28 protein-coding genes are annotated in these 24,849 nt (G+C 72.2%); 7 read left to right on the forward strand and 21 right to left on the reverse strand.

What is annotated here, in order from left to right:
• Positions 1-249: 249 nt before the first annotated feature.
• Complete coding sequence (locus ACFWBN_RS30390; RefSeq protein ID WP_385181804.1) at positions 250-747, reverse strand: YbjN domain-containing protein; 498 nt, start codon at positions 745-747, stop codon at positions 250-252.
• Entirely contained in the window at positions 740-2,122 is a 1,383-nt protein-coding gene (mshA, locus tag ACFWBN_RS30395) for a D-inositol-3-phosphate glycosyltransferase (RefSeq protein WP_385181807.1), read from the reverse strand. Before mshA ends, ACFWBN_RS30390 begins: the two co-directional genes overlap by 8 nt.
• Positions 2,123-2,361: 239 nt before the next feature.
• On the opposite strand from mshA, the gene ACFWBN_RS30400 reads away from it, so the two are divergent.
• From ACFWBN_RS30400 to ACFWBN_RS30410, 3 genes are all read left to right on the forward strand, one after another.
• Positions 2,362-3,183: a class I SAM-dependent methyltransferase gene (locus tag ACFWBN_RS30400; protein ID WP_385181810.1), complete on the forward strand. Its 822-nt coding sequence runs from the start codon at positions 2,362-2,364 to the stop codon at positions 3,181-3,183.
• Positions 3,184-3,488: 305 nt separating this feature from the next.
• A complete protein-coding gene (locus ACFWBN_RS30405) occupies positions 3,489-4,565 on the forward strand; it encodes an NlpC/P60 family protein (RefSeq protein ID WP_385181813.1) in 1,077 nt (358 codons plus the stop codon).
• A 436-nt stretch (positions 4,566-5,001) separates the two neighbouring features.
• Positions 5,002-6,309 (forward strand): PP2C family protein-serine/threonine phosphatase, encoded by a 1,308-nt coding sequence (locus tag ACFWBN_RS30410; RefSeq protein ID WP_385181815.1) that lies wholly within the window; start codon positions 5,002-5,004, stop codon positions 6,307-6,309.
• Between the two features lie 37 nt (positions 6,310-6,346).
• Here ACFWBN_RS30410 and ACFWBN_RS30415 read toward each other — a convergent pair whose 3' ends face one another.
• From ACFWBN_RS30415 to ACFWBN_RS30440, 6 genes are all read right to left on the reverse strand, one after another.
• Positions 6,347-6,685 carry a DUF2516 family protein gene (locus ACFWBN_RS30415; RefSeq protein ID WP_385181817.1) on the reverse strand — a complete coding sequence of 113 codons (339 nt, stop codon included), beginning with the start codon at positions 6,683-6,685 and terminating at the stop codon, positions 6,347-6,349.
• A 90-nt stretch (positions 6,686-6,775) separates the two neighbouring features.
• Entirely contained in the window at positions 6,776-7,351 is a 576-nt protein-coding gene (locus ACFWBN_RS30420; protein ID WP_385181820.1) for a hypothetical protein, read from the reverse strand.
• Between the two features lie 33 nt (positions 7,352-7,384).
• Entirely contained in the window at positions 7,385-7,807 is a 423-nt protein-coding gene (locus ACFWBN_RS30425) for a helix-turn-helix domain-containing protein (protein ID WP_385181823.1), read from the reverse strand.
• Between the two features lie 127 nt (positions 7,808-7,934).
• Complete coding sequence (locus tag ACFWBN_RS30430; RefSeq protein ID WP_385181826.1) at positions 7,935-8,696, reverse strand: putative protein N(5)-glutamine methyltransferase; 762 nt, start codon at positions 8,694-8,696, stop codon at positions 7,935-7,937.
• A 64-nt stretch (positions 8,697-8,760) separates the two neighbouring features.
• The gene (locus ACFWBN_RS30435; protein ID WP_385181828.1) at positions 8,761-10,005 is read right to left on the reverse strand and encodes a GNAT family N-acetyltransferase; all 1,245 of its coding nucleotides are present in this window, start codon (positions 10,003-10,005) and stop codon (positions 8,761-8,763) included.
• A 94-nt stretch (positions 10,006-10,099) separates the two neighbouring features.
• Complete coding sequence (locus ACFWBN_RS30440; protein ID WP_385181831.1) at positions 10,100-10,690, reverse strand: AmfC protein; 591 nt, start codon at positions 10,688-10,690, stop codon at positions 10,100-10,102.
• A 136-nt stretch (positions 10,691-10,826) separates the two neighbouring features.
• Here ACFWBN_RS30440 and dtd point away from each other — a divergent pair, with 136 nt between their 5' ends.
• Positions 10,827-11,252 (forward strand): D-aminoacyl-tRNA deacylase, encoded by a 426-nt coding sequence (gene dtd, locus ACFWBN_RS30445; RefSeq protein WP_376659489.1) that lies wholly within the window; start codon positions 10,827-10,829, stop codon positions 11,250-11,252.
• A 12-nt stretch (positions 11,253-11,264) separates the two neighbouring features.
• Here the strand turns inward: dtd and ACFWBN_RS30450 are convergent, their stop codons facing one another.
• The 13 genes from ACFWBN_RS30450 to ACFWBN_RS30510 all read right to left on the reverse strand — a co-directional run bounded on the left by ACFWBN_RS30450 (position 11,265) and on the right by ACFWBN_RS30510 (position 20,935).
• The gene (locus ACFWBN_RS30450) at positions 11,265-12,230 is read right to left on the reverse strand and encodes a YgfZ/GcvT domain-containing protein (protein WP_385181835.1); all 966 of its coding nucleotides are present in this window, start codon (positions 12,228-12,230) and stop codon (positions 11,265-11,267) included.
• A 20-nt stretch (positions 12,231-12,250) separates the two neighbouring features.
• Positions 12,251-12,682: a Fur family transcriptional regulator gene (locus ACFWBN_RS30455; RefSeq protein WP_385181938.1), complete on the reverse strand. Its 432-nt coding sequence runs from the start codon at positions 12,680-12,682 to the stop codon at positions 12,251-12,253.
• Positions 12,683-12,806: 124 nt separating this feature from the next.
• Positions 12,807-13,379 carry an FABP family protein gene (locus ACFWBN_RS30460; protein ID WP_385181838.1) on the reverse strand — a complete coding sequence of 191 codons (573 nt, stop codon included), beginning with the start codon at positions 13,377-13,379 and terminating at the stop codon, positions 12,807-12,809.
• A 258-nt stretch (positions 13,380-13,637) separates the two neighbouring features.
• Positions 13,638-14,609, reverse strand: a complete 972-nt coding sequence (locus tag ACFWBN_RS30465; protein ID WP_385181841.1) for a hypothetical protein — start codon at positions 14,607-14,609, stop codon at positions 13,638-13,640.
• Positions 14,606-15,520: a hypothetical protein gene (locus tag ACFWBN_RS30470; protein ID WP_385181843.1), complete on the reverse strand. Its 915-nt coding sequence runs from the start codon at positions 15,518-15,520 to the stop codon at positions 14,606-14,608. The genes ACFWBN_RS30465 and ACFWBN_RS30470 overlap by 4 nt, the downstream gene beginning before the upstream one ends.
• Positions 15,517-16,320, reverse strand: coding sequence for a hypothetical protein (locus ACFWBN_RS30475; protein WP_385181846.1), 804 nt, complete (start codon positions 16,318-16,320; stop codon positions 15,517-15,519). The genes ACFWBN_RS30470 and ACFWBN_RS30475 overlap by 4 nt, the downstream gene beginning before the upstream one ends.
• 114 nt (positions 16,321-16,434) lie before the next feature.
• A complete protein-coding gene (locus ACFWBN_RS30480) occupies positions 16,435-16,767 on the reverse strand; it encodes a DUF3099 domain-containing protein (RefSeq protein WP_385181941.1) in 333 nt (110 codons plus the stop codon).
• 64 nt (positions 16,768-16,831) lie between these two features.
• Positions 16,832-17,122 (reverse strand): DUF1416 domain-containing protein, encoded by a 291-nt coding sequence (locus ACFWBN_RS30485; RefSeq protein WP_361759364.1) that lies wholly within the window; start codon positions 17,120-17,122, stop codon positions 16,832-16,834.
• A gap of 54 nt (positions 17,123-17,176) precedes the next feature.
• Positions 17,177-18,022: a sulfurtransferase gene (locus ACFWBN_RS30490; RefSeq protein ID WP_385181849.1), complete on the reverse strand. Its 846-nt coding sequence runs from the start codon at positions 18,020-18,022 to the stop codon at positions 17,177-17,179.
• A gap of 196 nt (positions 18,023-18,218) precedes the next feature.
• Positions 18,219-18,308: an Ms5788A family Cys-rich leader peptide gene (locus ACFWBN_RS30495; RefSeq protein ID WP_353962230.1), complete on the reverse strand. Its 90-nt coding sequence runs from the start codon at positions 18,306-18,308 to the stop codon at positions 18,219-18,221.
• 155 nt (positions 18,309-18,463) lie between these two features.
• On the reverse strand, positions 18,464-19,180 hold the full coding sequence (locus ACFWBN_RS30500) for a DUF2993 domain-containing protein (protein ID WP_385181853.1): 717 nt from the start codon (positions 19,178-19,180) through the stop codon (positions 18,464-18,466).
• Between the two features lie 95 nt (positions 19,181-19,275).
• On the reverse strand, positions 19,276-20,670 hold the full coding sequence (locus ACFWBN_RS30505) for a hypothetical protein (protein WP_385181855.1): 1,395 nt from the start codon (positions 20,668-20,670) through the stop codon (positions 19,276-19,278).
• Positions 20,671-20,680: 10 nt separating this feature from the next.
• On the reverse strand, positions 20,681-20,935 hold the full coding sequence (locus ACFWBN_RS30510; protein WP_030718384.1) for a MoaD/ThiS family protein: 255 nt from the start codon (positions 20,933-20,935) through the stop codon (positions 20,681-20,683).
• Between the two features lie 468 nt (positions 20,936-21,403).
• Here ACFWBN_RS30510 and ACFWBN_RS30515 point away from each other — a divergent pair, with 468 nt between their 5' ends.
• From ACFWBN_RS30515 to ACFWBN_RS30525, 3 genes are all read left to right on the forward strand, one after another.
• Entirely contained in the window at positions 21,404-22,219 is an 816-nt protein-coding gene (locus ACFWBN_RS30515) for a response regulator transcription factor (RefSeq protein ID WP_385181858.1), read from the forward strand.
• Positions 22,220-22,243: 24 nt separating this feature from the next.
• The gene (locus ACFWBN_RS30520; RefSeq protein ID WP_385181861.1) at positions 22,244-23,266 is read left to right on the forward strand and encodes a LacI family DNA-binding transcriptional regulator; all 1,023 of its coding nucleotides are present in this window, start codon (positions 22,244-22,246) and stop codon (positions 23,264-23,266) included.
• 409 nt (positions 23,267-23,675) lie between these two features.
• A complete protein-coding gene (locus ACFWBN_RS30525; RefSeq protein WP_385181864.1) occupies positions 23,676-24,824 on the forward strand; it encodes a S1C family serine protease in 1,149 nt (382 codons plus the stop codon).
• The last annotated feature ends 25 nt before the right edge of the window (positions 24,825-24,849 follow it).

Below are 24,849 nucleotides of genomic sequence, written 5' to 3' on the forward strand. Positions count from 1 at the left end.
GCGCCGTTGCCGGGGGCCAGCCCCCGGACCCCCGCGCCTCAAACGCCGGCGGGGCTGGAGATGCCGACGGTGCCGGCAGGGCCGGAGGAACCGGCGGAGCTGGAGGAGCTGGAGGAGCCGGCAGGACTGGAGGAGCCGGGGGAGCCGGGGGAGCCGGGGGAGCCGGCAAGGCTGGAGGAGCCGGCAGGGCCCGAGAAGCCAGCGGGGCTGGAGGAGCCAGCGGGGCTGGAGGAGCCGGCACGGCTGGAATTACGACGGCTGCGTCAAGTGCTTGAAGGCGTCCAGGTTGTAGGTCGGCTCGCCGCGCGCCACGCGCCACTCGTACTCCCGCCGGATCGCGCTCGCGAACCCCAGCTCCAGCAGCGTGTTGAAGGCCCCGTCCGCCGCCTCCAGGACCGTCCCCAGCAACCGGTCCAGGTCCTCCGCGTTCACCACCGACAGCGGCAGGCGGCCGGTGAGGTAGACGTCCCCGAGGCGGTCCACGGCGTAGCTCAGGCCGTACAGCTTCAGGTTGCGCTCCAGCAACCACCGGTGGACGCCGGCCTCGTTCTCGTCCGGGTGGCGGATCACGAACGCGTTGACCGACAGCGAATGCCGGCCGACCCGGAGCGAGCACGTGGTGCTCAGCTTGCGCGTGCCGGGGAGCTGGACGACGTACGAACCCGGCTCGGGGCTCTCCCAGCTCAGCTCCGAGCCGGTCAGGACGCCCTCGATGATCGCGGCGGTGTCGGTGTCAGCGTCAGCCATGGTGGGAGCGTACGCGACGGCGATGATCATGCATGGCGGCGGTGTAGACGTCCGCCGTGCCGCTCGCGGCGGTGTCCCAGCCGAAGAACTGCGCGTGCCGAGCCGCCTCGGCCCCCATCCGGTCCGCGAGCCCGGGATCGTCCACGAAGCGCCGCAGCTCGCGCGCGTAGTCCACGGGGTCGTGCCCGGGTACGAGGATCCCCGTGACCCCGTCGTTCACGGCGACGGGCAGCCCGCCGACCTCGGCGGCGAGCACCGGCGTACCGCTGGCCTGGGCCTCTATGGCGACGAGCCCGAAGGACTCGCTGTACGAGGGCATGACCAGTACGGACGCCGCCCGGAACCAGTCGGCGAGCCCGTCCTGCGCCACCGGCGGGTGGAAGTGCACGAGATCGGCGATGCCGAGCTTCGCGGCGAGCTTCTGCAGCCCCTCCGGCTTGGCGAGGCCGCTGCCGCTCGGCCCGCCGACGACGGGGACGAAGAGGCGGCCGCGCAGCGAGGGGTCCCGGTCGACCAGGACGGCGACGGCGCGCAGCAGGATGTCGGGCGCCTTGAGGGGCTGGATCCGCCCGGCGAAGAGCGGGATGACGGCGTCCTGCGGCAGCCCGAGGCGGGCGCGGGCAGCGGCGCGGCCGTCGCCCACCGTGAAGCGGTCGAGGTTCACGCCGGGGTGGACGACGGCCACCTTGCCCGGGTCGGCCTCGTAGTGCCGGACGAGTTCGTCGGCTTCCTCGGCGGTGTTCGCGATGAGCCGGTCGGCGGCGGCCACGATCTGGGTCTCGCCGATGACGCGGGCGGCGGGCTCGGGCGTGTCGCCCTCGGCGAGCGCGGCGTTCTTGACCTTGGCCATGGTGTGCATGGCGTGCACGAGCGGGACGCCCCAGCGCTCTGCGGCGAGCCAGCCGACGTGGCCGGAGAGCCAGTAGTGGGAGTGGACGAGGTCGTAGTAGCCGGGGCGGTGGCCGGCCCAGGCCTGCATCACGCCGTGGGTGAAGGCGCACAGCTGGGCCGGGAGCTCCTCCTTGGCGAGGCCTTCGTACGGGCCCGCGTCCACGTGCCGTACGAGGACCCCGGGGGCCAGCTCGACCACGGGCGGCAGCCCGCCGGTGGTGGCCCGGGTGAAGATCTCGACCTCGATGTTGATCGCGGCGAGGCGCTTGGCCAGCTCCACGATGTAGACGTTCATCCCGCCGGCGTCGCCGGTACCGGGCTGGTGCAGGGGCGAGGTGTGCACGCTGAGCATGGCGACGCGGCGGGGCTTGCGGTGGTGGCCGACGGCCGGGAGGCGCAGCCGCGGCGGGTCGTGGCGGGTGCCGCGAGCCGCGGCGATCCGGCCGCTGATGCTGCCGCCGAGGCGGGACACGTACTGGCTCAAGGGAGCAGTTCCTCTCGCTCGGACAAACCGCTCGGACTAGCCGTTCGGACGCTGGTGGGCCGTCGGGAGGCCGGAACGCCGCGTCGAGCGCAGACGCACGGCATGCCGACAGGAGCGCGGTCGGCGCCCTGCAAGGAGTGCAACCCGGATGGCCGCCCACCGCATTCCGGGGGTGGCCGGTTTTCTCCTCCGTTTGCCGGATTTTTATCCGGCGCGGGCCCTCCGCTTACTCTCGGCTCATGGCCTCCCGCAGCACCCCGACCCCGAGCCGCGCCTCCGTGCGCCCTGTGGGCTCGGTGACGCGCGGGACGACGAACCCGAACCGCCTGCGCCGGATGGACCGCTGGATCGCCGCCACGCACGGGGCCGCGCTGCGGCGCGCGGAGGCGCCGGTCGCGGTGGACCTCGGCTACGGAGCGGCCCCCTGGACCGCGGTCGAGCTGCTGGCGCGGCTGCGGGAGGCGGCGCCGCGGGTGCGGGTGGTCGGCATCGAGATCGAGCCGGCGCGGGTAGCGGGGGCGAAGCCGTACGAGCGGGACGGGCTGAGCTTCCGGCACGGCGGCTTCGAGGTGCCCCTGGAGGGCGGCGTCCGCCCGGCGCTGATCCGTGCGGCGAACGTACTGCGGCAGTACGACGAGGAGCAGGTCGCGGAGGTGTGGGCGCGGCTCTGCGCGCGGCTGGATCCGGACGGCTTGCTGGTGGAGGGGACCTGCGACGAGATCGGGCGGCGGCACGTGTGGGTGGCACTGGGGCCCGAGGGGGCGCGCACGGTGACCTTCGCGACCCGGCTGGGCTCCCTGGAGCGCCCCTCGGACCTGGCGGAGCGGCTGCCGAAGGCGCTGATCCACCGCAACGTTCCGGGCGAGCCGGTGCACGCCTTCCTGCGGGACTTCGACCGGGCGTGGGCGGCGGCGGCCCCGTACGCCTCGTACGGGGCGCGGCAGCGCTGGATCCGCACGGCGCGGGCGCTGTCCGCCGACTGGCCGCTGGCGGACGGTCCGGGGCGGTGGCGGCAGGGGGAACTGACGGTGCGCTGGGACGCGTTGCGCCCGACGGGGTGAATGCGGCGTGCCGGGGAACCGGCGGCGGGGAGCGGCCCGTTGAGTCGTAGGGGTGGGGCAGCGGGGACCGGTGGGCTTCCTGATGGGTGATCCGGTGGCGTCCGATGGGGCGGACAAGATCGGAAGGACATCCACAAGGGTGTTGGAATTCATCGACTCATGGCACCATCCCGATGGCAAAGACAAGTTACTGATGAATAGTCAGATCTGATGCAGAGTGCGGGGTCTGGCTCGGGATGGCTGGGGGAACCATGGGGGCCGAGAGGCGTCGGCGGGGTGCAAGTGCTCTCGTGCTGCTGTGCGCGATGGCGGTACTGACGGCACCCGGCCTTGCGACGGGCATCGCGCACGCGGCGCCGGGCGCACCGGCGGCGCCGGGCGCACCGGCGGCACCGGGCGCACCGGCGGCACCGGGCGCGCCGGCCGCGCCCGCGCCGGAGCCGGGCGCCAAGTCCCTGGAGCAGGTCCGCAAGGAGATAGAGGACCTCTACCGCCAGGCGGGCACCGCCACCGACGCCTACAACCTCGCCGAGGCCGAGGCCAAGGCCCAGTCGGAGAAGATCGTCGCGATCGCCAACCTGATCGTCGCCGGCCAGGAGCGGATCACCACCCTGAAGAGCCGCGCGGGAGCCGCCGCGCGCGCCCAGTACCGCTCGGGCGGGCTGCCGGCGGGCGCGAAGCTGGCGCTGAGCGACGATCCGGGCCAGTTCCTCGACGGGGCCGGCCGGTTGCGCCAGGGCGAGAAGGCCGCCTCGGACCTGCTGACCGAACTGGACCGCACCCAGAACGACTTGAAGCGGTACGCCGAGGAGGCCAGCGCGCACTGGGCGACGCTGGAGGCCAATCGCGTCAAGCAGGAGGACGCGAAGAAGCAGATCGAGCAGAAGATCAAGGCCGCGGAGGAGCTGGAGAACAAGCTCGAGGCCGAGGAGAAGGCCCGGCTGATCCAGCTGGAGCAGGAAGCGCAGTACAAGGCCCAGACGGCATGGCTGTCGACGGGCGCGATGAAGGACGTCAACGGTGCGGCGACGGACGCCGGGAAGCGGGCCGTGCAGTACGCCACCGCGCAGATGGGCAAGCCGTACGTCTGGGGCGCGGAGGGCCCGGGGTCGTTCGACTGCTCCGGCCTGACCTCCCAGGCCTGGCTGGCGGCGGGCCGGGCCATCCCGCGCACCTCGCAGGAGCAGCTGCGGCTGCTGCCGAAGGTCGCGATCAAGGACATGCGGCCGGGTGATCTGATCATCTACTTCGACGACGCGAGCCATGTCGCGATGTACGTCGGCGACGGCGCGATGGTCCACGCGCCGCGGCCGGGCCGGAACGTGACGATGGCGGGCGCGGGCTCGATGCCGATCAAGGCGGTGGTCCGCCCCGACGCGTAGCCCCTGCGGGGTTGCTCGGCGTTCTCCGTGCCTTGGTGCGGCGCCGCTGCCGGGGCTCCGCCCCGGGCCCCGTACGTGCGCTCCGCGCCCGTGCCCTCAAACGCCGGGCGGGCTGGAAAATCCAGCCTCGCCGGCGTTTGAGGCGCGGGGTGTGGGGCGGAGCCCCAGGTCTGTGAGCCGCACCTGCACAGCGGCGCCGCGCCCAGCCCGCCACGCCCGGCGGAGCCCAAGGGCAACCAAAGGGCCGCCCCGTACGTCTCGCTAGACGGGACGGGAGTCGCCCCCGCCGTGACGTTGGTCATCAGTGAGGCCGATTTTCCCCCGCGATAAGCGCATATGACGGAGGCCATGGCCCAGAACGGCATTCCGTTCGCCGGTCCTGGACCGCTAGGGTCGCCCGGACGCACCCTCGGGGGGAGGGAAGGAACCGGAGACGATGCCCGTACCCGTACCGCGGCAGAGGGACACCCCCGCCACGGAGAGCGGTCAGGCCGTTCTACACGCCGCCGCACCGCCCAGCGCGCCCCACACGACCCCGCTGACCCTCCTCGTCATCGAGGACGACCCCGCGGGCGGCCTCACCGTCCCCGAGATCCTCGACACCGACGGCCACCGCATCCGGCTCCGCACCGCCCGCAACCTCACCGAGGCCGCGCGGCTGCTCACCCCCGACGTGCACTGCATCCTGCTCGACCTGTCGCTCCCGGACCCGAGCCCCCGCACCCCAGCGACGGCGGCAGCGACGGCGACAGCCGCGACCACCGCCGTCGACCAGCTCGCCAACCTCCGCCAGGTCCTCCGCATCGCCCCGCGCCACGCCGTCCTCGTCCTCACCGCAGAGGCCGACGCCGAGCGCGCCGCCGAAGCCGTCCGGGTCGGCGCCCAGGACTTCCTCTTCCGGGACGAGCTGGACGGCCGGCTGCTGAGCCGCGCCATCCGCTACGCGGTGGAGAGAAAACGGGCCGACATCGCCCAGTACAAGCTTGCAGAATCGAAACTGCGGGCCCAGGAGAACGCCCGCCTCGAACGCGGACTGCTCCCCAACCCGCTCCTGGAGGGCTCCGACCTCCGCTTCGCCGCCCGCTACCGCCCCGGCCGCAGCCGGGCCCTGCTCGGCGGCGACTTCTACGACACCGTCCGCACCCCCGACGGCACCGTCCACGCCATGATCGGCGACGTCTGCGGCCACGGCCCCGACGAGGCCGCCCTCGGCGTCGAGCTCCGCATCGCCTGGCGCGCCCTGACCCTGGCCGGGCTGTGCGGTGACGACCTGCTGTCCACGCTCCAGCAGGTCCTGGAGGTCGAGCGCCCCTGCGACGAGATCTTCGCGACGCTGTGCACGGTGGACATCTCCCCCGACGGCCGCCGCGCGGGCCTGTGCCTGGCCGGCCATCCGGCCCCGCTGATCTCCAGGCCGGGCCGCCCCGCGCGCCTGCTCCCGTACGAGAACAGCGGCCCGGCCCTGGGACTGCTGCCCCGGGCCCGCTGGCCCCGCCGGCAGGTCGAGCTCGGCGGCACGTGGAGCCTGATGCTCTACACGGACGGCCTGATCGAGGGCCGGATCGGCGAGGGCAAGGAGCGCCTCGGGCAGGACGGCATGGTCGAGATGATCAACCGCCACCTCGACCGCGGCCTGAGCGGCGAGGGCCTGCTGGAGGCCTCCGTCACCGAGGCGCGCCGCCTCAACGGCGGCGAGCTCACCGACGACGTGGCCGTGGTCCTGCTGTCCCGCGCCGAGGGCTGACCCAAGGACCAGGGAAAAGGGCCGGAGGCCCGGAGGGCTAGCGTCCGCCGTTGTACGGGCCGTACGGCCCGTCGCTGCTGCTGCCGCCGCTGCGCCGGCCGCCGCCCGAGACCTGCTTGAGGGCGGGGCGCACGTCGACGAAGAACACGATGGTCGCGACCAGACCGGCGATCTCCAGGAAGAGCATCCCCAGGAAGGCGTCCACCAGGACCGTGATGCCGAGGATGACCAGCCAGAAGGTCTTGCTCTGCTTGTCGGCCGCCCGGTACGCGTCCTCGCGTGCCACCGCGGCGAACACGAAGGCCACGACGGCGAGCGCCAGCATGGCGAACCCGAGCAACGGGAGCACCCCGTTATCGAACCCGTTCATCAGCATCGCTTCGACCGCCTTCTCATCTGACGCTTTGGTTCCACGCTACCGGGCCGGACCCCCAAAGGGTGCCCGGCCCGGCGGCGCTCATGCGGTTCAGCTCTCGTCGACCGGCGCGGCGGCGGCCTTCTTGGCCGTGCTCTTGCGCGCGGTGGTCTTCCTGGCGGCGGGCTTCTCCTCGGCGGCGGCCTCGGGCTCGGCCTTGGCCTCGGCCTCCGGCTCCGCCTCGGGCTCGACCGCGACGGCGATCTCGACGATCTCCTCGGAGACCTCGCCCCGCCAGGCCCGCACGGCCTGCTCTCCGTGCTCGGCGACCTTGTCGTAGGTCTCCTTGGCGCGGACCGCGTACTCCGCGGCCACACCGACGCCGCGCAGCGCCAGGTCCTGCGCGGTCTCCCCGAGCTTCTTCGGGTCGATCGCGCCGATCACCTCGGCGACCTTGGCGGTGACCGCCTCCTGCGCCTCCTTGGCCACGGCGGTGGCCTTCTCCTGCACGACCTTCGGGTCGGTGTTCTTCACGGCCTCGATGCGCGCGGGGGCCTCGGCGCGCAGCTGCTCGATGAGGCCCGGCACCTTCTTGGCCTGCTGCACGGCCAGGTCGGCGGTGCCGGCGGCGAAGTAGAGGGGCCTGGGGTCGGTGAGGGTCTTCTTCAGGTCATCGGCGATGGCCATGTGGTGGTCCTCCCGGATCAAGTTCGGTTCGGTTCAGTGCGTCGTCTTCGGCGGCATCTCGTCGGCGGGCGCGCCAGGTGCGCCGGGCGCGTCAGGTGCGCCGGGCGCGTCGAGTGCGTTCTCCTTGCGGAACGACTCGTAGATCTGGAGCAGCACCTGCTTCTGCCGCTCGTTGATCGACGGGTCGGCGAGGATGACGGCCCGCGTCTCCACCTCGTCCCGGTCCCGCTCATCCAGGATCCCGGCCTGCACGTACAGCGTCTCCGCGGAGATCCGCAGCGCCTTGGCCAGCTGCTGGAGGATGTCCGCGCTCGGCTTGCGCAGCCCGCGCTCGATCTGGCTCAGGTACGGATTCGACACCCCCGCCGCGTCGGCCAGCTGCCGCAGCGAAAGCTGGGCCTGTCGACGCTGCTCACGGAGGTATTCGCCGAGGTTTCCGACGTTGAGCGATGCCATGTCCCCATCCTGCCCGACCCTGCTAACTATTGCAAGCAGCCGCTTGCAATAGTTTCCACCCCGCTTCGGTGGGCGCCCGCGCCGGACGTGCCCGACCTGCTGCCGCCGGACACCGGGGCCGCGCCGATCACGCCGCCGCGATCACCACCGTCGCGTAGAACTCCTCCGAGGTGGCCACCCGGGTCTCCAGGCCCCCCTCGGTCAGGGCCGCGGCCGTCGACGGGCACTGGCGGGCGCTCGTCTCGATCAGCAGCCGGCCGCCCGGGGCCAGCCAGGGCAGGGCGCCGGCCGCGACCCGCCGGTGGATGTCCAGGCCGTCCGCGCCGCCGTCCAGCGAGACGAGCGGCTCGTGGTCCCGGGCCTCCGACGGCATGAAGTCGATCTCCTCCGTCGGGACGTACGGGGCGTTGACCACCAGCACGTCCACCCGGCCCCGGAGGGACTCGGGGAGCGGCCCGTACAGGTCGCCCTCCCACACGCTGCCACCGTACGGAGCCACGTTGCGCCGCGCGTACGCCAGCGCCGCCGGGTCGATGTCCGCCGCGTGCAGCTCCACCCCGCCCGGCACCTGCGCGGCCACCGCCGCGCCCAGCGCGCCGACCCCGCAGCACAAGTCCAGTACGACCGCCCCCGGCCGGGCGAGCGCCACCGCCTCCCGCACCAGGAACTCCGTCCGCCGGCGCGGTACGAAGGCCCCCGCGCCCACCTCCATGCGCAGACCGCAGAACTCCGCCCAGCCCACCACGTGTTCCAGCGGTTCACCGCCGACCCGGCGGGCCAGCAGCTCCGCCAGGTGGCCGTCGTCGCGCGCGGCCGCGGCGAGGAGATCCGCCTCCTCCTCCGCGAAGACGCAGCCCGCCGCACGCAGTTGTTCCACCACAGCCGTCACAGCCGTCAAATAGCTCAGTCCTCAGTCTCTGGTCATTGAAAGACAAGTCCGACGATACGGCCGGTCAGAACATGTCCGGGCACCACGGCCGGCGCGCGGTACGGAACACCGCGTCGGCCAGCGCGACCGCCCCCGGCCGCTCCTCCGCCACCCGGCCCAGCGCGGCCAGCCGCACCGCCGACTCGTCGCCGAGATACAGGGCGCCCAGCGCCGACACGTCCAGCCGCAGGTCGGCCGGCTCCGACGTCCGCACGCACGCGCCGGTTTCCGCGTCCAGCCAGTAGCGGCCGTCGGCCAGGCCCGCCGGGTCCGTCACCTCCAGTACGAGCACCCCGGGGACGGCGTACGTCCGCGCACGGAGGGCCCGTACGACGTCCAGCAGCCGCACCCACATGTAGTCCGCGGTGGCCAGGGGCCTGGCGGCGCGCGGGTCCGGGAGCAGCTGCGCGACGAGGTCGTCGGGGGCCCGGTAACCGGTGCGCACCTTCAGCACCCAGTCGATGGAGCACAGGAAGTGCCACAGCGCCCGCTCCGCCTGCGGGGTGACCGCGATCAGGTCCCTGACCTGCACGGTGTTCAGCGGAACCTTCGCGTCCGTCCAGTGGTCGTCGGCGGTGTAGACCGCCAGGCCGGCCACCTCGCCCGCCGCCGTCCGGTACACGGCGTGGAACTTCTCCTTGTACGGGCGGTGCGACACCTCCTCCACGCCGGTCGTCAGGTTCCACCAGCGGTCGTCCCGGTTCACCGCCCCGTGCGTGACCGCCCGCAGCCGCTCGTGCAGCTCCGGGCCCACCCGGCGCACCTCGGCCACGTCCACCAGGTCGATCCTCCCGCCGTCCACGGGCCGCGACAGGCGCCGGTCCAGTCCGGTCCGCGGTACGTCGATCTCCCATTCCGAGATCGAGGCGGCGGGCCCGTACCCGTAGCGCCCGTAGATCGGGTACTCGGCGGCGATCAGCGTCGACACCACGTCCCCGCGCGCCTGCGCGGCGGCGAGCTCGGCGGCCATCATCCGGGTCAGCAGACCCTGGCGGCGGTGGGTGGGCAGCACCGCGACGTTCGAGACGGCGCTGGAGGGGACGGCCGCCCCGCCCGGCACGGTCAGCTCCTGCGCGAAGGAGCGGAAGGTCGCCACGCAGCGGCCGGTGTCGGTGTCGAAGGCGCCCTGGATGCGGGCGAGGTCGCTGTACTTGGCCCGCTGGGCAACATCGGACTCCGTTGCCCGGCCCGGGGTCAGGAACCCTGCGTTCAGGGCCTCCAGCCACTCGGGGAGTTCGGATTCGGCGATCGGCCGGACGTCAGCACTCATAACGGGCCACGCTAACCGCCCGGTCCGGCCGAGTCCCGCGATTTTCCGCGCCGCACCATGCCCGGCGCCCGGCGCCCCGCGCCCGTCGCGGGTCTCAGGTCAGCAGGTCGTCCACCTGCGCCTCGCCCTCCCGGTACCGCCGGGTGATCTCCGCGGTGCAGTCGTCCACCGTGCGCTGCAGCTGCTGCCGGCGCCGCGAGACCTGCTGCTCGTACCGGACCAGCCGGCCCATCCCGTCGTACAGCTCCCCGTCCGTCCGGGCGCCCAGGTCCGAGAGCTCCACGTCGGCCAGCATCTCCGCGGCCAGCAGCCGGTACTCCTCCCCGTGCGGGGTCCCCAGCGTCACGTGCCGGGCGGAGGCGCTCCGGCTGGAGGGCGCGTCGGCGAGGATCTCCGAGAGCCGGTCCACCACCCGCGCCTCGGGATCGGTCCGCCGGGCCAGCTCGGCCCGCAGGATGTCGATGCGGCCCTGGAGCAGCCGGCGCACATAGCTCAGATCGGCCTCGTCGCGCTGCGCGTCCCGGCGCAGCGCGCGCAGCTCGGGCAGCCCGAGCGCCCCGACCGGCGTCGGCGTCCCCTGGGCGTCGGCGGTGCGCTGCGCGGGCGGTCGTACCGCGGCAGCGACAGCGGACACAGACGAATTGGACGCGGGTGATGCAGGTACGGAGGTACCAGAAGTATTCATACGAACGAGTCCGTCCCCTCGACCGGTGCGGCGCACCCGCACCGCCTGCGTGCATGGTGCCACTCTCCGTGGTCCCCATGCAGTCCCAGTCCACCCGATCGGCCCCGGACGGGTGCACGGCTGGTACACAGGTGGTATGCGAGCAGTGGTGCAGAGGGTGGACGGCGCGAGCGTCGTCGTGGGCGGCGAGACCGTGGGCGAGATCGTCGGCGAGGGGCTGTGCGTGCTGGTGGGGGTGACCCACGACGACACCCCGGAGAAGGCGGCGCTGCTGGCCCGCAAGCTGTGGTCGGTGCGGATCCTGGAGGCGGAGAAGTCCTGCAGCGACGTGAACGCGCCGCTGCTGGTGATCTCCCAGTTCACGCTCTACGGAGACGCCCGCAAGGGCCGCCGGCCCACCTGGAACGCGGCCGCGCCCGGACCTGTGGCCGAGCCGCTGGTCGACGAGGTCGTGGCGCAACTGCGGGCGCTGGGCGCGACGGTGGAGACGGGCCGGTTCGGCGCGGACATGCGGGTCTCGCTGACCAACCACGGCCCGTTCACCATCGTCATCGACATCTAGCGCGCCCGTGCACTAAGGCGCTACGACGACCTCCTGGGCCGCGGCCGTCTTGCCGGCCAGCAGCGGGGCGTCGACCGGGACGTTCCGCTTGACCAGCGCGAGGGCGATCGGGCCCAGTTCGTGGTGGCGTACGGCGGTGGTGACGAAGCCCAGCTGGCGGCCCTCCTCCCCGTCGGCGGCGAGCCGGACCGGGGCGCCGTGCGCCGGGAGCAGCACCTCGGAGCCATCCAGGTGCAGGAAGACCAGGCGGCGCGGGGGCTTCCCCAGGTTGTGGACGCGGGCCACCGTCTCCTGGCCGCGGTAGCAGCCCTTCTGGAGGTGGACGGCGGTGCCGATCCAGCCCAGCTCGTGCGGGATCGTGCGGTGGTCGGTCTCCAGGCCGAGCCGCGGCCGGTGCGCCTCGACGCGCAGGGCCTCGTAGGCGAGGAGCCCGGCGGCCGGGCCGTGCGCCGCGGCGAAGGCCTCCAGCTCGGCGCGGGGCAGGAAGACGTCGCGGCCGTACGCGGTCTCCCGTACGACGAGCTCCTTGGCGACCTCGGCGATGGAGCCGGCCGGCAGGTGCACGACCGCGAACTCCTCGGTGCGGTCGGCGACTTCGACGCGGTAGAAGAACTTCATGGACTCCAGGTAGGCGATCAACTCCCCCTGGGTGCCCGGCTCCACGTGCGCCCACGTGGTCTCGCCGTCGTCGACGAGGTAGAGCGCGTGCTCGATGTGGCCGTTCGCGGAGAGGATCAGCGCCTCGGTGGCCTGCCCGGCCGGCAGCTCGGTGAGGTGCTGGGTGAGCAGCAGGTGCAGCCAGCTCAGCCGCTCCGGTCCGGTGACGGTGACGACCCCGCGGTGCGACAGGTCGACGAAGCCGCGGCCGTCCGCGAGGGCGCGCTGTTCGCCGTACAGCTCTCCGTAGTGGGCGGCGACGCCCTCGTCACGGCCTTCGGCCTGCACGGCGCCGGGAAGATGGAGCAAAGGGCTGGTCATGGCACAAGCCTACGACCCTGCTACGGCTGGGCGGCAGCACGGTGTTTGGCCGCGCATTTCCTGCACAGGCCGAAGATCGCGAAGTGCTTCATGTCGGTCTCGAAACCGAAGGTCGTACGGAGCTTCGCGGTGAACTCGGCGGCGATGTCCACGTCCGCCTCGATGACGTCGCCGCAGTCGCGGCAGACCAGGTGGATGTGGTGGTGCCGGTCGGCGAGGTGGTAGGTCGGCGCCCCGTGCCCGAGGTGGGCGTGCGAGACCAGCTTGAGCTCCTCCAGCAGCTCCAGCGTCCGGTAGACGGTGGAGATGTTGACCCCGGAGGCGGTCTTGCGCACCTGGGCGAGGATCTCGTCCGGAGTCGCGTGCTCCAGGGTGTCGACCGCTTCCAGCACGAGCTGGCGCTGCGGTGTCAGCCGGTATCCGCGCTGCCGCAGGTCGCTCTTCCAGTCCATGCTGTCGGTGTCTCCGGTGCTCACCACCCGGCCAGTGTAAGCGCGCGAAGGGGACCGCGGGCATGGTCTGCCCGCGGTCCCCTCCTCACACGGCTGTGGGGGCGTGTGCGGCGATCAGCGGCGATCAGCGGAAGAAGGCGATGCCGTCGTCCGGCATGTCCGGGAGGTTGCGCGCCATCTCGGCGACCTCCTCCGGGGTGACGACCTTCTTCAGCTGGGCCGACATGTACGGGCGCAGCTCGACGTCCGGGGTGGCCTTCTCGCCGACCCACATGAGGTCGCTCTTGACGTAGCCGTAGAGCCGCTTGCCGCCGCTGTACGGCCCGGAGGCCGCGGTGCGGGCGACCGCGTCGGTGACCAGGTCGATCTGGGGCTTCTGGTCGGCGAGCTCCCCGTACCAGACCTCGATGACGCCCTGGTCGCGGACCATGACGATCTCGACCTTGCGGTCCTTGTCGATGCGCCAGTAGCCCGACTCGGATTCGAGCGGCCGGACCTTGTTGCCCTCGCTGTCGAGGACCCAGGTGCGGGAGGTGTACTCCAGGAAGTCCCGGCCGTCGTGGCTGAAGACGACCTCCTGGCCGAAGTTGCACTTCTCCTCACCCGGGAAGTCGAAGACGCCCGCGCCCTCCCAGTTGCCGAGGAGGAAGGCGAGGGGGACGAGGCCCGGGTTCAGGTCGGACGGGATCTGGATCATGTGTGGCTGCTCAGGCGATCTGTGGGAGGGGTTCCGGGGCGGTCGGCCGGGCGGATGCTCAGCGCTGACCCTGGTACAGCTTCTTGACGGCCAGGCCGGTGAAGGCGAGGACGCCGACGCAGACCAGGACCAGCAGGGAGGTGAAGACTGCCTCAAGCACGGGGTGCTCCTCGGAATTCGTATCGGGGCTGTACGGGCCGGTCCCCAAGCCTACTGGCCCGGGGACCGGCGCACTCTGTGAGGTCGGCCGGACGGACCTCAGCTCAGCAGCTGGCTCTGGAGGATCACCGTCTGGTGGAAGGGAATGACCGGCAGCCCGCCCTTGCGGGACTGGACGACCACCGCCTGGACGTCACCCATCTGCAGGCAGCCGAGGCGGACCTGCTCGTCCCCGAAGGGCTTGGCCTCCTCGTAGAGGCTGATTTCGCTGGAGCCGGGGGTGCCCGGTCCGGCGAAGTCGGCGCCCCCGGACTGCCCGGTCTTGGCCTTGGTCCACGACAAGTCGACCGAGAGCGAGTCGGCGCCGGTCAGCCGGGTGTTGAGGCTGCAGCCGCTGAAGGCGTCCACGAAGCTGGAGGAGTGGAAGCGCAGCAGGTAGACGCGGGTCCGCGTGCCGTCGGGCATGGTCCAGGACCGGCCGGTGATCTGGCGCAGCCCCTCGTACTCGAAGCCCTGCTTGAGCTTCGGCCGGTCGTCGGGGGCGTACTCCTCCAGGAAGGCGTCCGGCTCCACCTTCCCGTCCTTGTCCGCCTTGACGACGTCGTCGGGCCGGGACCCCTCGGGGGCGGGGAGCAGCAGGCCGCTCAGGGCGGCGTAGTGCGTGCCGTCCGGGTTGTCCGCGGCGCCGGGCAGCGGGGCTCCGGCCGGCAGCTCGGGCTTGGCCAGCTGCGGGTAGGTCCAGCGGCCGTCGGGCAGCGTGGACAGCCCGGGGATCTTGGTCCGCTCCGGCTGGACGACCCCGTACGCGGTGCCCGCGCCGACGGCGGCGAAGACGAGAACGGCGGCGGTCCACCGCAGCGCGGCGAAGAGCTTCCTGCGGTCCTTCGGCGCGGCCGGCACCGACTCGGGAGCCGACTCGGGAGCCGTCACGGCCACGGGCTCGGGGGCCGACTCGGGAGCCGACTCGGGAGCCGTCACGGCCACGGGCTCGGGGGCCGACTCGGGCACCGGCTCGGCCACGAGGTCCCGTCCCTCGGCGGGGGCGGCGTCGGTGGTGTTCTGCTCGGTCACGCGGACTCCCCGGGGGACTTCAGGTGGTTCAGCTGCTGCGTGAACAGATCGACGGCCGTCTTCACGTTGAACCGGGGCCGGGGAGCGTACGAACGGAAGGTCACCAGCACGTCCCCTTCGACGGCCACGCAGTCGAGGGATTCGATCGTCTCGGGCTTCGACGACGCGTTGGGCCGTTCCTCGACGATGTCCAGCAGGACGCACTTGGCCTGCGGGAACCCTTCGACGGCGGGCGCTTCCTTCTTCTTCTCGCCCAGCGCCACGATGACGTCGAGGAGCTTCTTGTTGAGGTCCGCGAACTTGCCGAGTGCCTGCGGGTCCGCCTGCGTGAGCTCGATCTCGCTGATCGGGCCGGCGTACCCGAGGATGTAGCTGCGACCGGCCACGCCCTTGAGCTTCAGCTCGGCCACGGCCTTGTCCCGCTCGGCGCGCTCGGCGGCGGACAGCCCCGTACGGGAGTCCTTCACGGCCTGGATCGCGCGCTCGCCCGACACGTAGAAGTCGTTGCCCTCGTCCTCCAGGTCGGGCCCCAGCTCATAGCTCGCGGGGACCGGCAGCAGCTTGCCCGTGAGCTCGTTGGGCGGCACGGTCGGCACCGGGGTCGCCGAGGCGGTCGGCCGGGGGCCGTCCGGTACCCAGTAGCGCGTCGGGGAGGTCCGGTCCGCCTGGTCGATCCTGTCGGCGGCCCAGAAGCCGCCGCCCGCGAGGACGGCCAGGCCGAGCCCGCCCGCGACCAGGGCCAGCGTCCTGCGGTTCACCTTGCGCGGCGGGCGCGCGGAGACCGGTGCGTCCTGCTCCGGCGCCGGACCGGTCACGGCGTCGTTCTCCTGCTCCGGCGCCTGACCCGTCACGGCGTCGTTCTCCTGCTCCGACGCCGGAGCCGTCACGGCGTCGTTCTGCTGCTCGGTCACAGCCGCTCCATCTGTCGCTTGGCCAGATCGGTGATCTCGCCCTGGGAGACGTCACCCCGGTTGTTCGTGAGCTCGACGTCCATGACGATGTCCCCGCGCCGGAAGATGGCCCGGGCCTGGCGCAGCGGGAGGTACCCCGCCTTCGTCTTCGGCTTGTAGAGCCAGCCGCGGCCGTAGCCGTCGGGTACGCCGGGCAGCGCGAAGCCGTCGTTGCCCGCGCGCTTCTCCTCCTCCTGGTACGCGGACTGGCCCTCCTGGTACTTCTGGGCCGCGTGCTGGTCCTGGAACTGGAGCAGCCGGATCTCGATGAAGTCGTTTTCGCCCTGCTGCCAGCCCGCCGTGGCGATCCGCCGCACGTTCTTGGCGATGGAGTCGAAGCCGCGGTCGGGGGACTCGTAGTAGTCCGCCGCGAACATGTCCAGCGACTGGTAACCCGAGTAGCCGTCCTTCGCGCCGCCCGGGGCCTCCAGCAGCTTCTTGGCGAGGTCCTCCTCCGCCTTGTCCCACCGGTTGGCGTTGACGGAGCGACGGGTGGTCGCGTCGTTCGGCGCGACGGGTGGCTGCACGGCCACGTTCTGCTGCGCCAGTGGCTGCAGCGGGGTCGGGGCCCGGTGGTACTGGACCGCGTAGCCGGTGATCGTCCCGGCGACCACGCCGAGGACGGCCGCGCCGGCGATCAGGAGCGTCGTACGGCCCCGGCGGCGGCGCGGGGCGATGGCCGGCGCGGGATCGGCAGCGGGGTCAGGAGCCGCGAGCTCCCCCTCTTTCCGCTGCTCGGGGATGGTGTGTTCGTGTTCCAAGGAAGTCCCCCCACAGGCCTGGAGGCGCGGATGCGTGTACCCGCGCGTACCCATGACCCGCCCTGGCGAGGACTGGTTGTACGAACCCTTATTACATTTTTATCTCACGGCGTTTCAATCCTCGTGACGCCGCTTTCCGTCCAGTTCGTCCCACCACTCGTCGGACTTCGGATCGCCCGAGGGGTCGTCCCACCAGCGGTCGTCCGGGCCGCGCCGGTTGGCGATCATCGCGGCGACCGGCGGGATGACCATGGCGACCACGCACAGGGCCACGGCCGCCTCCACCGAGAACAGGCGCACGAAGGACCAGGCGGAGACGAAGAGGAACAGGCATCCGCCCATCAGCAGGAAGTAGGCGCGCCGGCGCCGGGCGTACATGCCTTCAGGGTAGAACCGGACCCCGCGAATGACAGCCCGTACGGCACGAAGGGCCGCACCCCGATCCAGTGGCGTCCAACCCCCGGGGGTGCGGCCCTTCGGCCGATCAACAAGGCGATCACATGTGCGGTGCTCAGACCGCGATCGCCACGTCCGTCACGCCGCCGGCCTCGGCGACGACGACCTTGCGGTCCGCCGTGCCGCCCGGGACGAGCGCGCGCAGCGTCCAGGAGCCCTCGGCCGCGTAGAAGCGGAACTGGCCGGTCGCCGAGGTCGGGACCTCGGCGGTGAACTCGCCGGTCGAGTCCAGCAGGCGGACGTAGCCGGACACCGGCTCGCCGCCCTTGGTGATCTGCCCCTGGATGGCGGTCTCACCGGGCTTGAGCGTGGCGAGGTCGGGCCCGCCGATCTGTGCTCCACACATGTTCTCTGTCCTGTCCTAGAGAGGTTCAGCTACGAGGGCGTCGCGTGCCCGGAATTACTTGTTGGCGCCGAGCTCGATCGGCACGCCGACCAGCGAGCCGTACTCGGTCCACGAGCCGTCGTAGTTCTTGACGTTCTCCTGGCCCAGGAGCTCGTGCAGCACGAACCACGTGAGCGCGGAGCGCTCACCGATGCGGCAGTAGGCGATGGTGTCCTTCGCCAGGTCGACCTGCTCGGCCGCGTAGAGGGCGGTGAGCTCCTCGTCGGACTTGAAGGTGCCGTCGTCGTTGGCGTTCTTCGACCACGGGATGTTGCGGGCGCTCGGGATGTGCCCCGGACGCTGCGACTGCTCCTGCGGCAGGTGCGCCGGCGCGAGCAGCTTGCCGGAGAACTCGTCGGGGGAGCGGACGTCGACCAGGTTCTTCGTGCCGATCGCGGCGACCGCGTCGTCGCGGAAGGCGCGGATGGAGGTGTCCTGGGCCTTGGCCTTGTACTGGGTGGCCGGGCGGTTCGGGACGTCCTTGCCGTCGACCAGGTCGCGGGAGTCGAGCTCCCACTTCTTGCGGCCGCCGTCGAGCAGGCGGACGTCCTGGTGGCCGTACAGCTTGAAGTACCAGTAGGCGTAGGACGCGAACCAGTTGTTGTTGCCGCCGTAGAGGACGACCGTGTCGTCGTTGGAGATGCCCTTGGCGGAGAGGAGCTTCTCGAAGCCCTCCTGGTCCACGAAGTCACGGCGGACCGGGTCCTGGAGGTCGCTCTTCCAGTCGATCCGGACGGCGTTGGTGATGTGGTTCTTGTCGTAGGCGGACGTGTCCTCGTCCACCTCGACGATGACGACGTCGGCGTCGTTCAGGTGGGCCTCGACCCAGTCGGCGTCTACGAGGACGTCGCTGCGGCTCATGGTGTTCTCCTCCGGGGCAGTGTGCGGCGGGGCTGTGCTGGTCCAGCAGGTGGGTGCTGGTGCTGCGGGGTGCTGCGTGCGTGCGTCCGGGTGCGCTCGCAGGTCCTGAGCGGGGAGGCGTCAGGGATCAGGAGGCGGGTACGGTCACGCGGGGAAAAAGCCGTCGTCCGGCTGATGGAGCGGATGCGCTCACACGTCACATGGATCGACAGAGCATGGCGGCGACGCGACACAGGTCTACTGCCCGCCGCTTCGTGAGGTCCGCCTGCTGATGCTTCATAGGCATGGATCGTAGGGACGAATCGGCCGCCCTGTCACCGGTGTGTCATATTCCGAGACAGGATCGTCCGCATAGTGGGATCCGAGCCCCGTGGGCGACCGCCGCGCCACCCCCGGAGCACCTCGTGCGGCCCGTCCTTCTGCGGATCGGACCGCTCCGTCTCACGATCCGGCCATCACCACGTTCGAACCGTCCAGCGTGAGGTGTACGCCGGTCTCGTCCGAGGTCAGGGCGGAGAGGTGGAGCCCCGACGGCAGCCCGCTGTCGAGGTTGCGGTCGAAGTCGGTCTTCTTGCGGACCAGCTTCTCCAGCCCGGGGATGCCTTCGCCCGGCACCTCGTCGGCGCGCACGCGGACGGTCTTGCCGCCCTTTCCGTCCTTCGCGTCCTCAAGGGTGATGGTGGACACCACGCTGCGCGTCAGCGTCTTGCCGAGGATGTCCACGCCCGCCGTCACCTTCACCTTGCCCGGCGCCCCGCCGTAGGAGAGGGTCGCGCCGGTCTGCGAGGCCGCGGTCAGGTCCGCGTACGTGATGAGCCCGGTGCCCGTGGCGCTCTTGGCGGTGCCGCCGCTGTAGCTCCCGTTCAGCTTCACGTTGCGGAAGCTCGCGTCGAGCTCGGAGAGCCGCGTCTTGCGGCCGTCCGCCATCACCTCGACGCCCCGGAGCTTCAGGTCGACGCGGTCGAGGTCGTGGCTGAGCGCCTGCGTCAGGAACGGGAACCCGTGGATCTCCACCTCCGAGCTGCCGGCCAGCCCCTGCCGGGCCTGGATCCGCTCGGCCAGCCGGTTCTCGGCATAGCCGGCCAGCAGGCGGTCCGCTCCGACGAAGACCGCCCCCAGCACCACTCCGATGATCACAACGACACGCAGAAAACGCACGTGCCCCACCCCCTACTAGTCGGTACGTGCGACCAAGTTGACCATGGACGGATGTGAAGGGGCCGTCAGCCCGCCACCCCCACCGGCCGGACCGGTCAGCCCACCACCCGGCCGATGAGGTAGACGGCGGGGGCGGCGGCCGCCAGCGGCAGCGCGACACCGGCCGTCATGTGGACGAACTTGGACGGGTAGTCGTACGCCGCCACGCGCAGCCCGATCAGCGCGCACACCCCGGCGACGAGGCCGATCAGCGCCCCGCCCGCGCCGACGCCGACCATCCCGCCGACGGCGATGCCCGCACCGGCCGCGGCGGCCAGCGAGACGCCGACCGAGGGGGCGGGGGGCAGCGGCAGCGCGCGGGCGAAGACGGCGACGGCCACGGCGGCCGCGCCGACGCTGACCGCGCGGGTGTCGGCGGCCAGGAAGCCGGCGCAGACGATGGCGAGGGCGGCGGAGGCCACCGAGGCCATCAGGCCGTACATCCGCTCGTCGGGGTCGGCGTGGCTGCGCAGCTGGAGCACGAGGGTGAGCAGCACCCAGGCGCCCAGGGTGCCGATGATCGCGCCGGGCCCGTACGCGTCGTCCACCGCGAGCACGGCCACATCGGCGACGAGGGCTCCGGCGAAGGCGAGGGCGATGCCCTGGCGGGCCGGCCACATGCCGTTGAGGCGGAACCAGCCGGCCGCGGTGAGCCCCTGGAGGGCGACCAGCGGCACGACGAGCGCGAGCTGCCCGAACGCCGCGGCCGCGGCGAGCAGCACCCCGAGGGCGGCGGTCAGTATGGCCGACTGCGGACCGGGGTCGATGATCGGCGACCGGCCCTCGGCGCGGGCCTGCGCCGGGTCGACGGCGCGCAGGGTGTTGCCGGCGAGGGTGGGCGGGGAGTACGCGGGCTCCTCCTCGGCGGCGGGCTCGGGGGCCGCGGCCGCCTGGGGCGGGAGGTAGGCGGTCTGCTCGGCCGGCGCCTCCTCGCGGAACCAGCCGTCCAGGGCGGAGGGCTCCGGAGCGGGCGCGTGGGCCTGCTCCTGGTACGGCGGGAGGTAGGCCGTCTGCTCGGCGGCGGGGGCCGGGGCCGGAGCCGGGGCCGCCTGCGACCAGTCCTGGGCGGGAGCGGGAGCCGGAGCCGGGACCTCGTCCCGGAACCAGCCCTCCGGAACCGCGGCCTGGGCAGACCCCGGGGCCTGCTCCTGGTACGGCGGCAGGTAGGCGGTCTGCTCGGCGGCCGGAGCCGGGTGCGACCAGTCCTGGACCGGCGCGGGAGCGGGGGCCTGGGCCGGAGCCTGGACCTCGTCCCGGAACCACCCCTCGGGCGCGACCGGCTGCCCCGGCACCCCGCCCAGCGGCGGCTGCACCGGCTGGTACCCGGTGTCCCAGGTGTCGGACTGCCAGGTCTGGGTCCCGTACGGGTCCTGCTGCTGCTGTTGCTGCTGCTCGTACAGGTGCTGCTGTTGCTGCTGGTACTGCTGCTGCTGTTCTTCAGGCGTGCTCATCGGCTCCCGCTCACCCGCCCGCGAACGGCGGGAGCACCTCTACGGTGCCCCCCTCAGTCAGCAGGACGGCATCGTGCGGGCGCTTGCCCACAGGCTCGTCGTTCACGAGGAAGGAGCAGCGCAGCAGGACCCGGGTCAGCTCCCCGGGGTGGCGTTCCCGCACGGCGTCGAGCGCCTCGGCCAGTGTGCGCGCCGAGTACGGCTCCTCCGCCGTCTTGGCCGCGGCCTTGGCCGCCGCCCAGTAGCGGATGGTTCCGGTTGCCACTGCAGCTCCTATCGTCGGCTCTCTACCGTCGGCCTCCATGATGACCCCTCGCACCGCCCGCTCCGGCGTGCCTCCGCGCGCCCCGTGTGCACCCGGGCGGCCCGGCGGTACTGCTCGGCGGGCCGCCGATCGCATGAAACCGGGGCATACGCTGGACTTGCGCGTGGCAGGAACCACAGAACTGGGAGCGGAAGAAGCCTCGGCCCGGAAAGGGCCGGTGGGCTATTCTGCTGCGAAGAGGATCCGGGCAACGTTGCCCCCGGGTCCTTTTGTGCTTTCAGCACGTTGAACGAACCGAGAACAGTGGTATCCATCCGGACCTCAGGGCGCGGGGACCGGACGGAGGCCACGCACCACACGTACGAAGCAGAACCACGCATGTCCTCGACGGGACCGAGGAGGAACCGACGTGATGGACCAGCGAACCGTGTTCGACCTGCCGACCGGAACCGGGCGGGGTGGTCGGGCATGAGCTCTCTCCTGCTGCTGACCAACGCCCTGCAGCCGTCCACCGAGGTGCTGCCCGCCCTCGGCCTGCTGCTGCACAGCGTCCGGGTGGCGCCCGCCGAGGGCCCGGCCCTCGTGGACACCCCGGGTGCCGACGTCATCCTCGTGGACGGCCGCCGCGACCTGCCCCAGGTGCGGTCGCTGTGCCAGCTGCTGCGGTCCACCGGACCCGGCTGCCCGCTCCTCCTCGTGGTCACCGAGGGCGGCCTCGCGGCCGTCACCGCCGACTGGGGCATCGACGACGTGCTCCTCGACACCGCGGGCCCGGCGGAGGTCGAGGCGCGGCTGCGGCTGGCCACCGGCCGCCAGCAGCTGGGCACGGACGACTCCCCGATGGAGATCCGCAACGGCGACCTGTCGGTCGACGAGGCGACGTACTCGGCGAAGCTGAAGGGCCGGGTCCTGGACCTCACCTTCAAGGAGTTCGAGCTGCTCAAGTACCTCGCGCAGCACCCGGGGCGGGTCTTCACCCGCGCCCAGCTGCTGCAGGAGGTCTGGGGCTACGACTACTTCGGCGGCACCCGGACGGTGGACGTCCACGTACGGCGGCTGCGCGCCAAGCTCGGCCCCGAGCACGAGTCGCTGATCGGTACGGTCCGCAACGTCGGCTACCGCTTCGTCACGCCGGAGAAGGTCGAGCGGGCGGCCGCGGAAGCCGCGGCGCAGGCGGCCGCACAGGCTTCGGCACAGGCGGCGGCACAGGCGGGTGCGGCCGTCACCCGTCCGGCTGAAGATCCTGTGACCATCCACTCCGCAGGACGCCCTGCCCAGAGGTAGGTCACCCCGCGTAGACTTCCGCGCGTGGCCAAGGTGACGCGGGATGACGTGGCGCGACTTGCGGGTACCTCTACCGCCGTCGTGAGCTACGTCATCAACAACGGACCCCGGCCGGTTGCCCCGGCCACGCGCGAGCGTGTCCTCGCCGCGATCAAGGAGCTGGGCTACCGCCCGGACCGGGTCGCCCAGGCGATGGCCTCGCGGCGCACCGATCTCATAGGCATGATCGTCCCCGATGCCCGCCAGCCGTTCTTCGCGGAGATGGCGCACGCGGTCGAGCAGGCCGCCGCCGAGCGCGGAAAGATGGTGCTGGTCGGGAACTCCGACTACCGGGACGAGCGCGAGGTCCACTACCTGCGGGCCTTCCTGGGCATGCGGGTCTCGGGCCTGATCCTGGTCAGCCAGGGCATGAGCGAACGCGCCGCCTCTGAGATCGAGGCGTGGGACGCCCGTATCGTCCTCCTCCACGAGCGCCCGGAGGCGATCGACGACGTCGCCGTCGTCACGGACGACATCGGCGGCGCCCAGCTCGCCACCCGCCACCTGCTCGAACACGGGCACGAGTACGTCGCCTGCATCGGCGGCGTCGAGAACACCCCGTCGGTCGGCGACCCGGTCGCGGACCACGTCGAGGGCTGGCGCCGGGCCATGCAGGAGTCCGGCCGCTCGACCGAGGGCCGCCTCTTCGAGGCCCCGTACAACCGCTACGACGCCTACCGCGTCGCCCTGGAGGTCCTGTCGGGCCCGGACCGTCCGCCGGCCATCTTCTGCGCCACGGACGACCAGGCCATCGGCGTGCTCCGGGCCGCCCGCGAACTGCGCATCGACGTCCCCGGCGAGCTGGCGGTGGCCGGCTTCGACGACGTCAAGGAGGCGGCCCTCACGGACCCGCCCCTGACCACCATCGCCTCGGACCGCCCGGCGATGGCCCGCGCGGCGGTGGACCTCGTCCTGGACGACGCGCTCCGCGTGACCGGCTCCCGGCGCGAGCGGCTGCGGCAGTTCCCTTCGGCGTTGGTGATCAGGCGCTCCTGCGGCTGCCGCTAGCCGATAGCCACCGGCGGTCGGCGGATCCACCCTCTCGGCCGAGGCCGTGCACTGCGCCTGCGGCCCGCCCTCCTGGGGCTCCGCCCCAGACCCTCCCCCAGACTCCGTCCGGGGGGACCCCCACGCCTCAAACGCCGGCGAGGCTTGATTGGCCTCCGGCGGCGCCTCAAACGCCGGCGGGGCTGGAATTGCCCCTCCGGGCAATCCAGCCCGCCTGGGCGGCAGGGTTACGCCACGCGCACGGCCAAATCCAGCCTCGCCGGCGTTTGAGGCGCGGGGGTTCGGGGGCAGCGCCCCCGCAGCGGCGCCGCACCCGACAACGCGGCCTTATATCGGGCATACGCGGTTCTGTCGGGCTTCTCAGGTCAGACTCAGGAAGCTCTCATCATCGGCGACCAGAGTCATAGCCATGACCGACAGCTTCCGCCGCGAAGGCGAGTACCCGCAGGAGAACAACCCGACCCAGCACGGGGCGTACCCGCCGGCGCCCGCGTACCCGCCCGCCGCGCCCGGATGGCACGAGGCGCACCAGCCCCCGGTCCTCCGGGGCGAGACCGTACCGGCCGGCTGGGGCGACGGCGGCGGCGGACCGCAGGGACACGGCCCCGCCCACGCGGCCGCGCCCGCCCCCCGCGCCAAGCGGCCCGTCGCGCTGCTGGCCGCCGTCGCCCTCGCGGCGGCCGTGGTCGGCGGCGGCACGGCCGCCGCCGTCCAGCAGCTGATGGGCTCCCAGAACGGCACCGGCACCGGCATCAGCGGCACCAACGTCTCGCAGTCCAGCAACGGCACCGTCTCCGGCGTCGCCGAGCAGGTCAGCCCCTCCGTGGTCCGCATCGACACCCGCACCGCGTCCGGCCAGGGCACCGGCTCCGGCATCGTCATCACCGCCGACGGCGAGATCGTCACCAACAACCACGTCGTGAACGGCGCCTCCGAGATCGAGGTGACGATGAGCGACGGCAAGAAGTACAAGGCCAAGATCGTCGGCACCGACCCCGACAAGGACCTGGCCCTCATCAAGCTGCAGGGCGCCGGCGGCCTCAAGCCCGCCAAGCTCGGCGACTCCGGCAGCCTGAAGGTCGGCGACCAGGTCGTCGCCATCGGCTCCCCCGACCGCCTCACCGGCACCGTCACCAGCGGCATCGTCTCCGCGCTGAACCGCGACGTCACCGTCGACAAGTCGGAGGAGAGGCAGTCCCCGCAGAGCAGCCCGCAGGGCGGCGGCGGCTGGCCCTTCTCCTTCGGCGGACAGCAGTTCAACGGGCAGACCGGCTCGGACACCACCACGTACAAGGCCATCCAGACGGACGCCTCCCTCAACCCCGGCAACTCCGGCGGCGCCCTCGTCAACATGAACGGCGAGATCGTCGGCATGCCCTCCGCGATCTACTCCCCCTCCAACGGCAGCTCCACCGCGGGCAGCGTCGGCCTCGGCTTCGCCATCCCGGTCAACACGATCAAGGCGGACCTGGACTCCCTCCGCAAGGGCGGCCCCGGCGGCAACGGCGGCAGCACCGGCAACAACACCGGCACCAACGGCTTCGGCACCTCGCTCTGACGGGCCCGGTACCACCCGCGTGCGA

It is taken from the genome of Streptomyces sp. NPDC059989 (assembly GCF_042736975.1).
Lineage (GTDB): Bacteria > Actinomycetota > Actinomycetes > Streptomycetales > Streptomycetaceae > Streptomyces.

Bases quoted from the DNA above. Each gene is read 5' to 3' on its own strand.
- ACFWBN_RS30390 (WP_385181804.1), bottom strand. From the start codon at position 747: ATGGCTGACGCTGACACCGACACCGCCGCGATCATCGAGGGCGTCCTG.
- ACFWBN_RS30400 (WP_385181810.1), top strand. From the start codon at position 2,362: ATGGCCTCCCGCAGCACCCCGACCCCGAGCCGCGCCTCCGTGCGCCCT.
- ACFWBN_RS30405 (WP_385181813.1), top strand. From the start codon at position 3,489: ATGGCGGTACTGACGGCACCCGGCCTTGCGACGGGCATCGCGCACGCG.
- ACFWBN_RS30410 (WP_385181815.1), top strand. From the start codon at position 5,002: ATGCCCGTACCCGTACCGCGGCAGAGGGACACCCCCGCCACGGAGAGC.
- ACFWBN_RS30415 (WP_385181817.1), bottom strand. From the start codon at position 6,685: ATGCTGATGAACGGGTTCGATAACGGGGTGCTCCCGTTGCTCGGGTTC.
- ACFWBN_RS30420 (WP_385181820.1), bottom strand. From the start codon at position 7,351: ATGGCCATCGCCGATGACCTGAAGAAGACCCTCACCGACCCCAGGCCC.
- ACFWBN_RS30425 (WP_385181823.1), bottom strand. From the start codon at position 7,807: ATGGCATCGCTCAACGTCGGAAACCTCGGCGAATACCTCCGTGAGCAG.
- ACFWBN_RS30435 (WP_385181828.1), bottom strand. From the start codon at position 10,005: ATGAGTGCTGACGTCCGGCCGATCGCCGAATCCGAACTCCCCGAGTGG.
- ACFWBN_RS30440 (WP_385181831.1), bottom strand. From the start codon at position 10,690: ATGAATACTTCTGGTACCTCCGTACCTGCATCACCCGCGTCCAATTCG.
- dtd (WP_376659489.1), top strand. From the start codon at position 10,827: ATGCGAGCAGTGGTGCAGAGGGTGGACGGCGCGAGCGTCGTCGTGGGC.
- ACFWBN_RS30450 (WP_385181835.1), bottom strand. From the start codon at position 12,230: ATGACCAGCCCTTTGCTCCATCTTCCCGGCGCCGTGCAGGCCGAAGGC.
- ACFWBN_RS30455 (WP_385181938.1), bottom strand. From the start codon at position 12,682: ATGGACTGGAAGAGCGACCTGCGGCAGCGCGGATACCGGCTGACACCG.
- ACFWBN_RS30460 (WP_385181838.1), bottom strand. From the start codon at position 13,379: ATGATCCAGATCCCGTCCGACCTGAACCCGGGCCTCGTCCCCCTCGCC.
- ACFWBN_RS30485 (WP_361759364.1), bottom strand. From the start codon at position 17,122: ATGTGTGGAGCACAGATCGGCGGGCCCGACCTCGCCACGCTCAAGCCC.
- ACFWBN_RS30490 (WP_385181849.1), bottom strand. From the start codon at position 18,022: ATGAGCCGCAGCGACGTCCTCGTAGACGCCGACTGGGTCGAGGCCCAC.
- ACFWBN_RS30495 (WP_353962230.1), bottom strand. From the start codon at position 18,308: ATGCCTATGAAGCATCAGCAGGCGGACCTCACGAAGCGGCGGGCAGTA.
- ACFWBN_RS30505 (WP_385181855.1), bottom strand. From the start codon at position 20,670: ATGAGCACGCCTGAAGAACAGCAGCAGCAGTACCAGCAGCAACAGCAG.
- ACFWBN_RS30515 (WP_385181858.1), top strand. From the start codon at position 21,404: ATGAGCTCTCTCCTGCTGCTGACCAACGCCCTGCAGCCGTCCACCGAG.
- ACFWBN_RS30525 (WP_385181864.1), top strand. From the start codon at position 23,676: ATGACCGACAGCTTCCGCCGCGAAGGCGAGTACCCGCAGGAGAACAAC.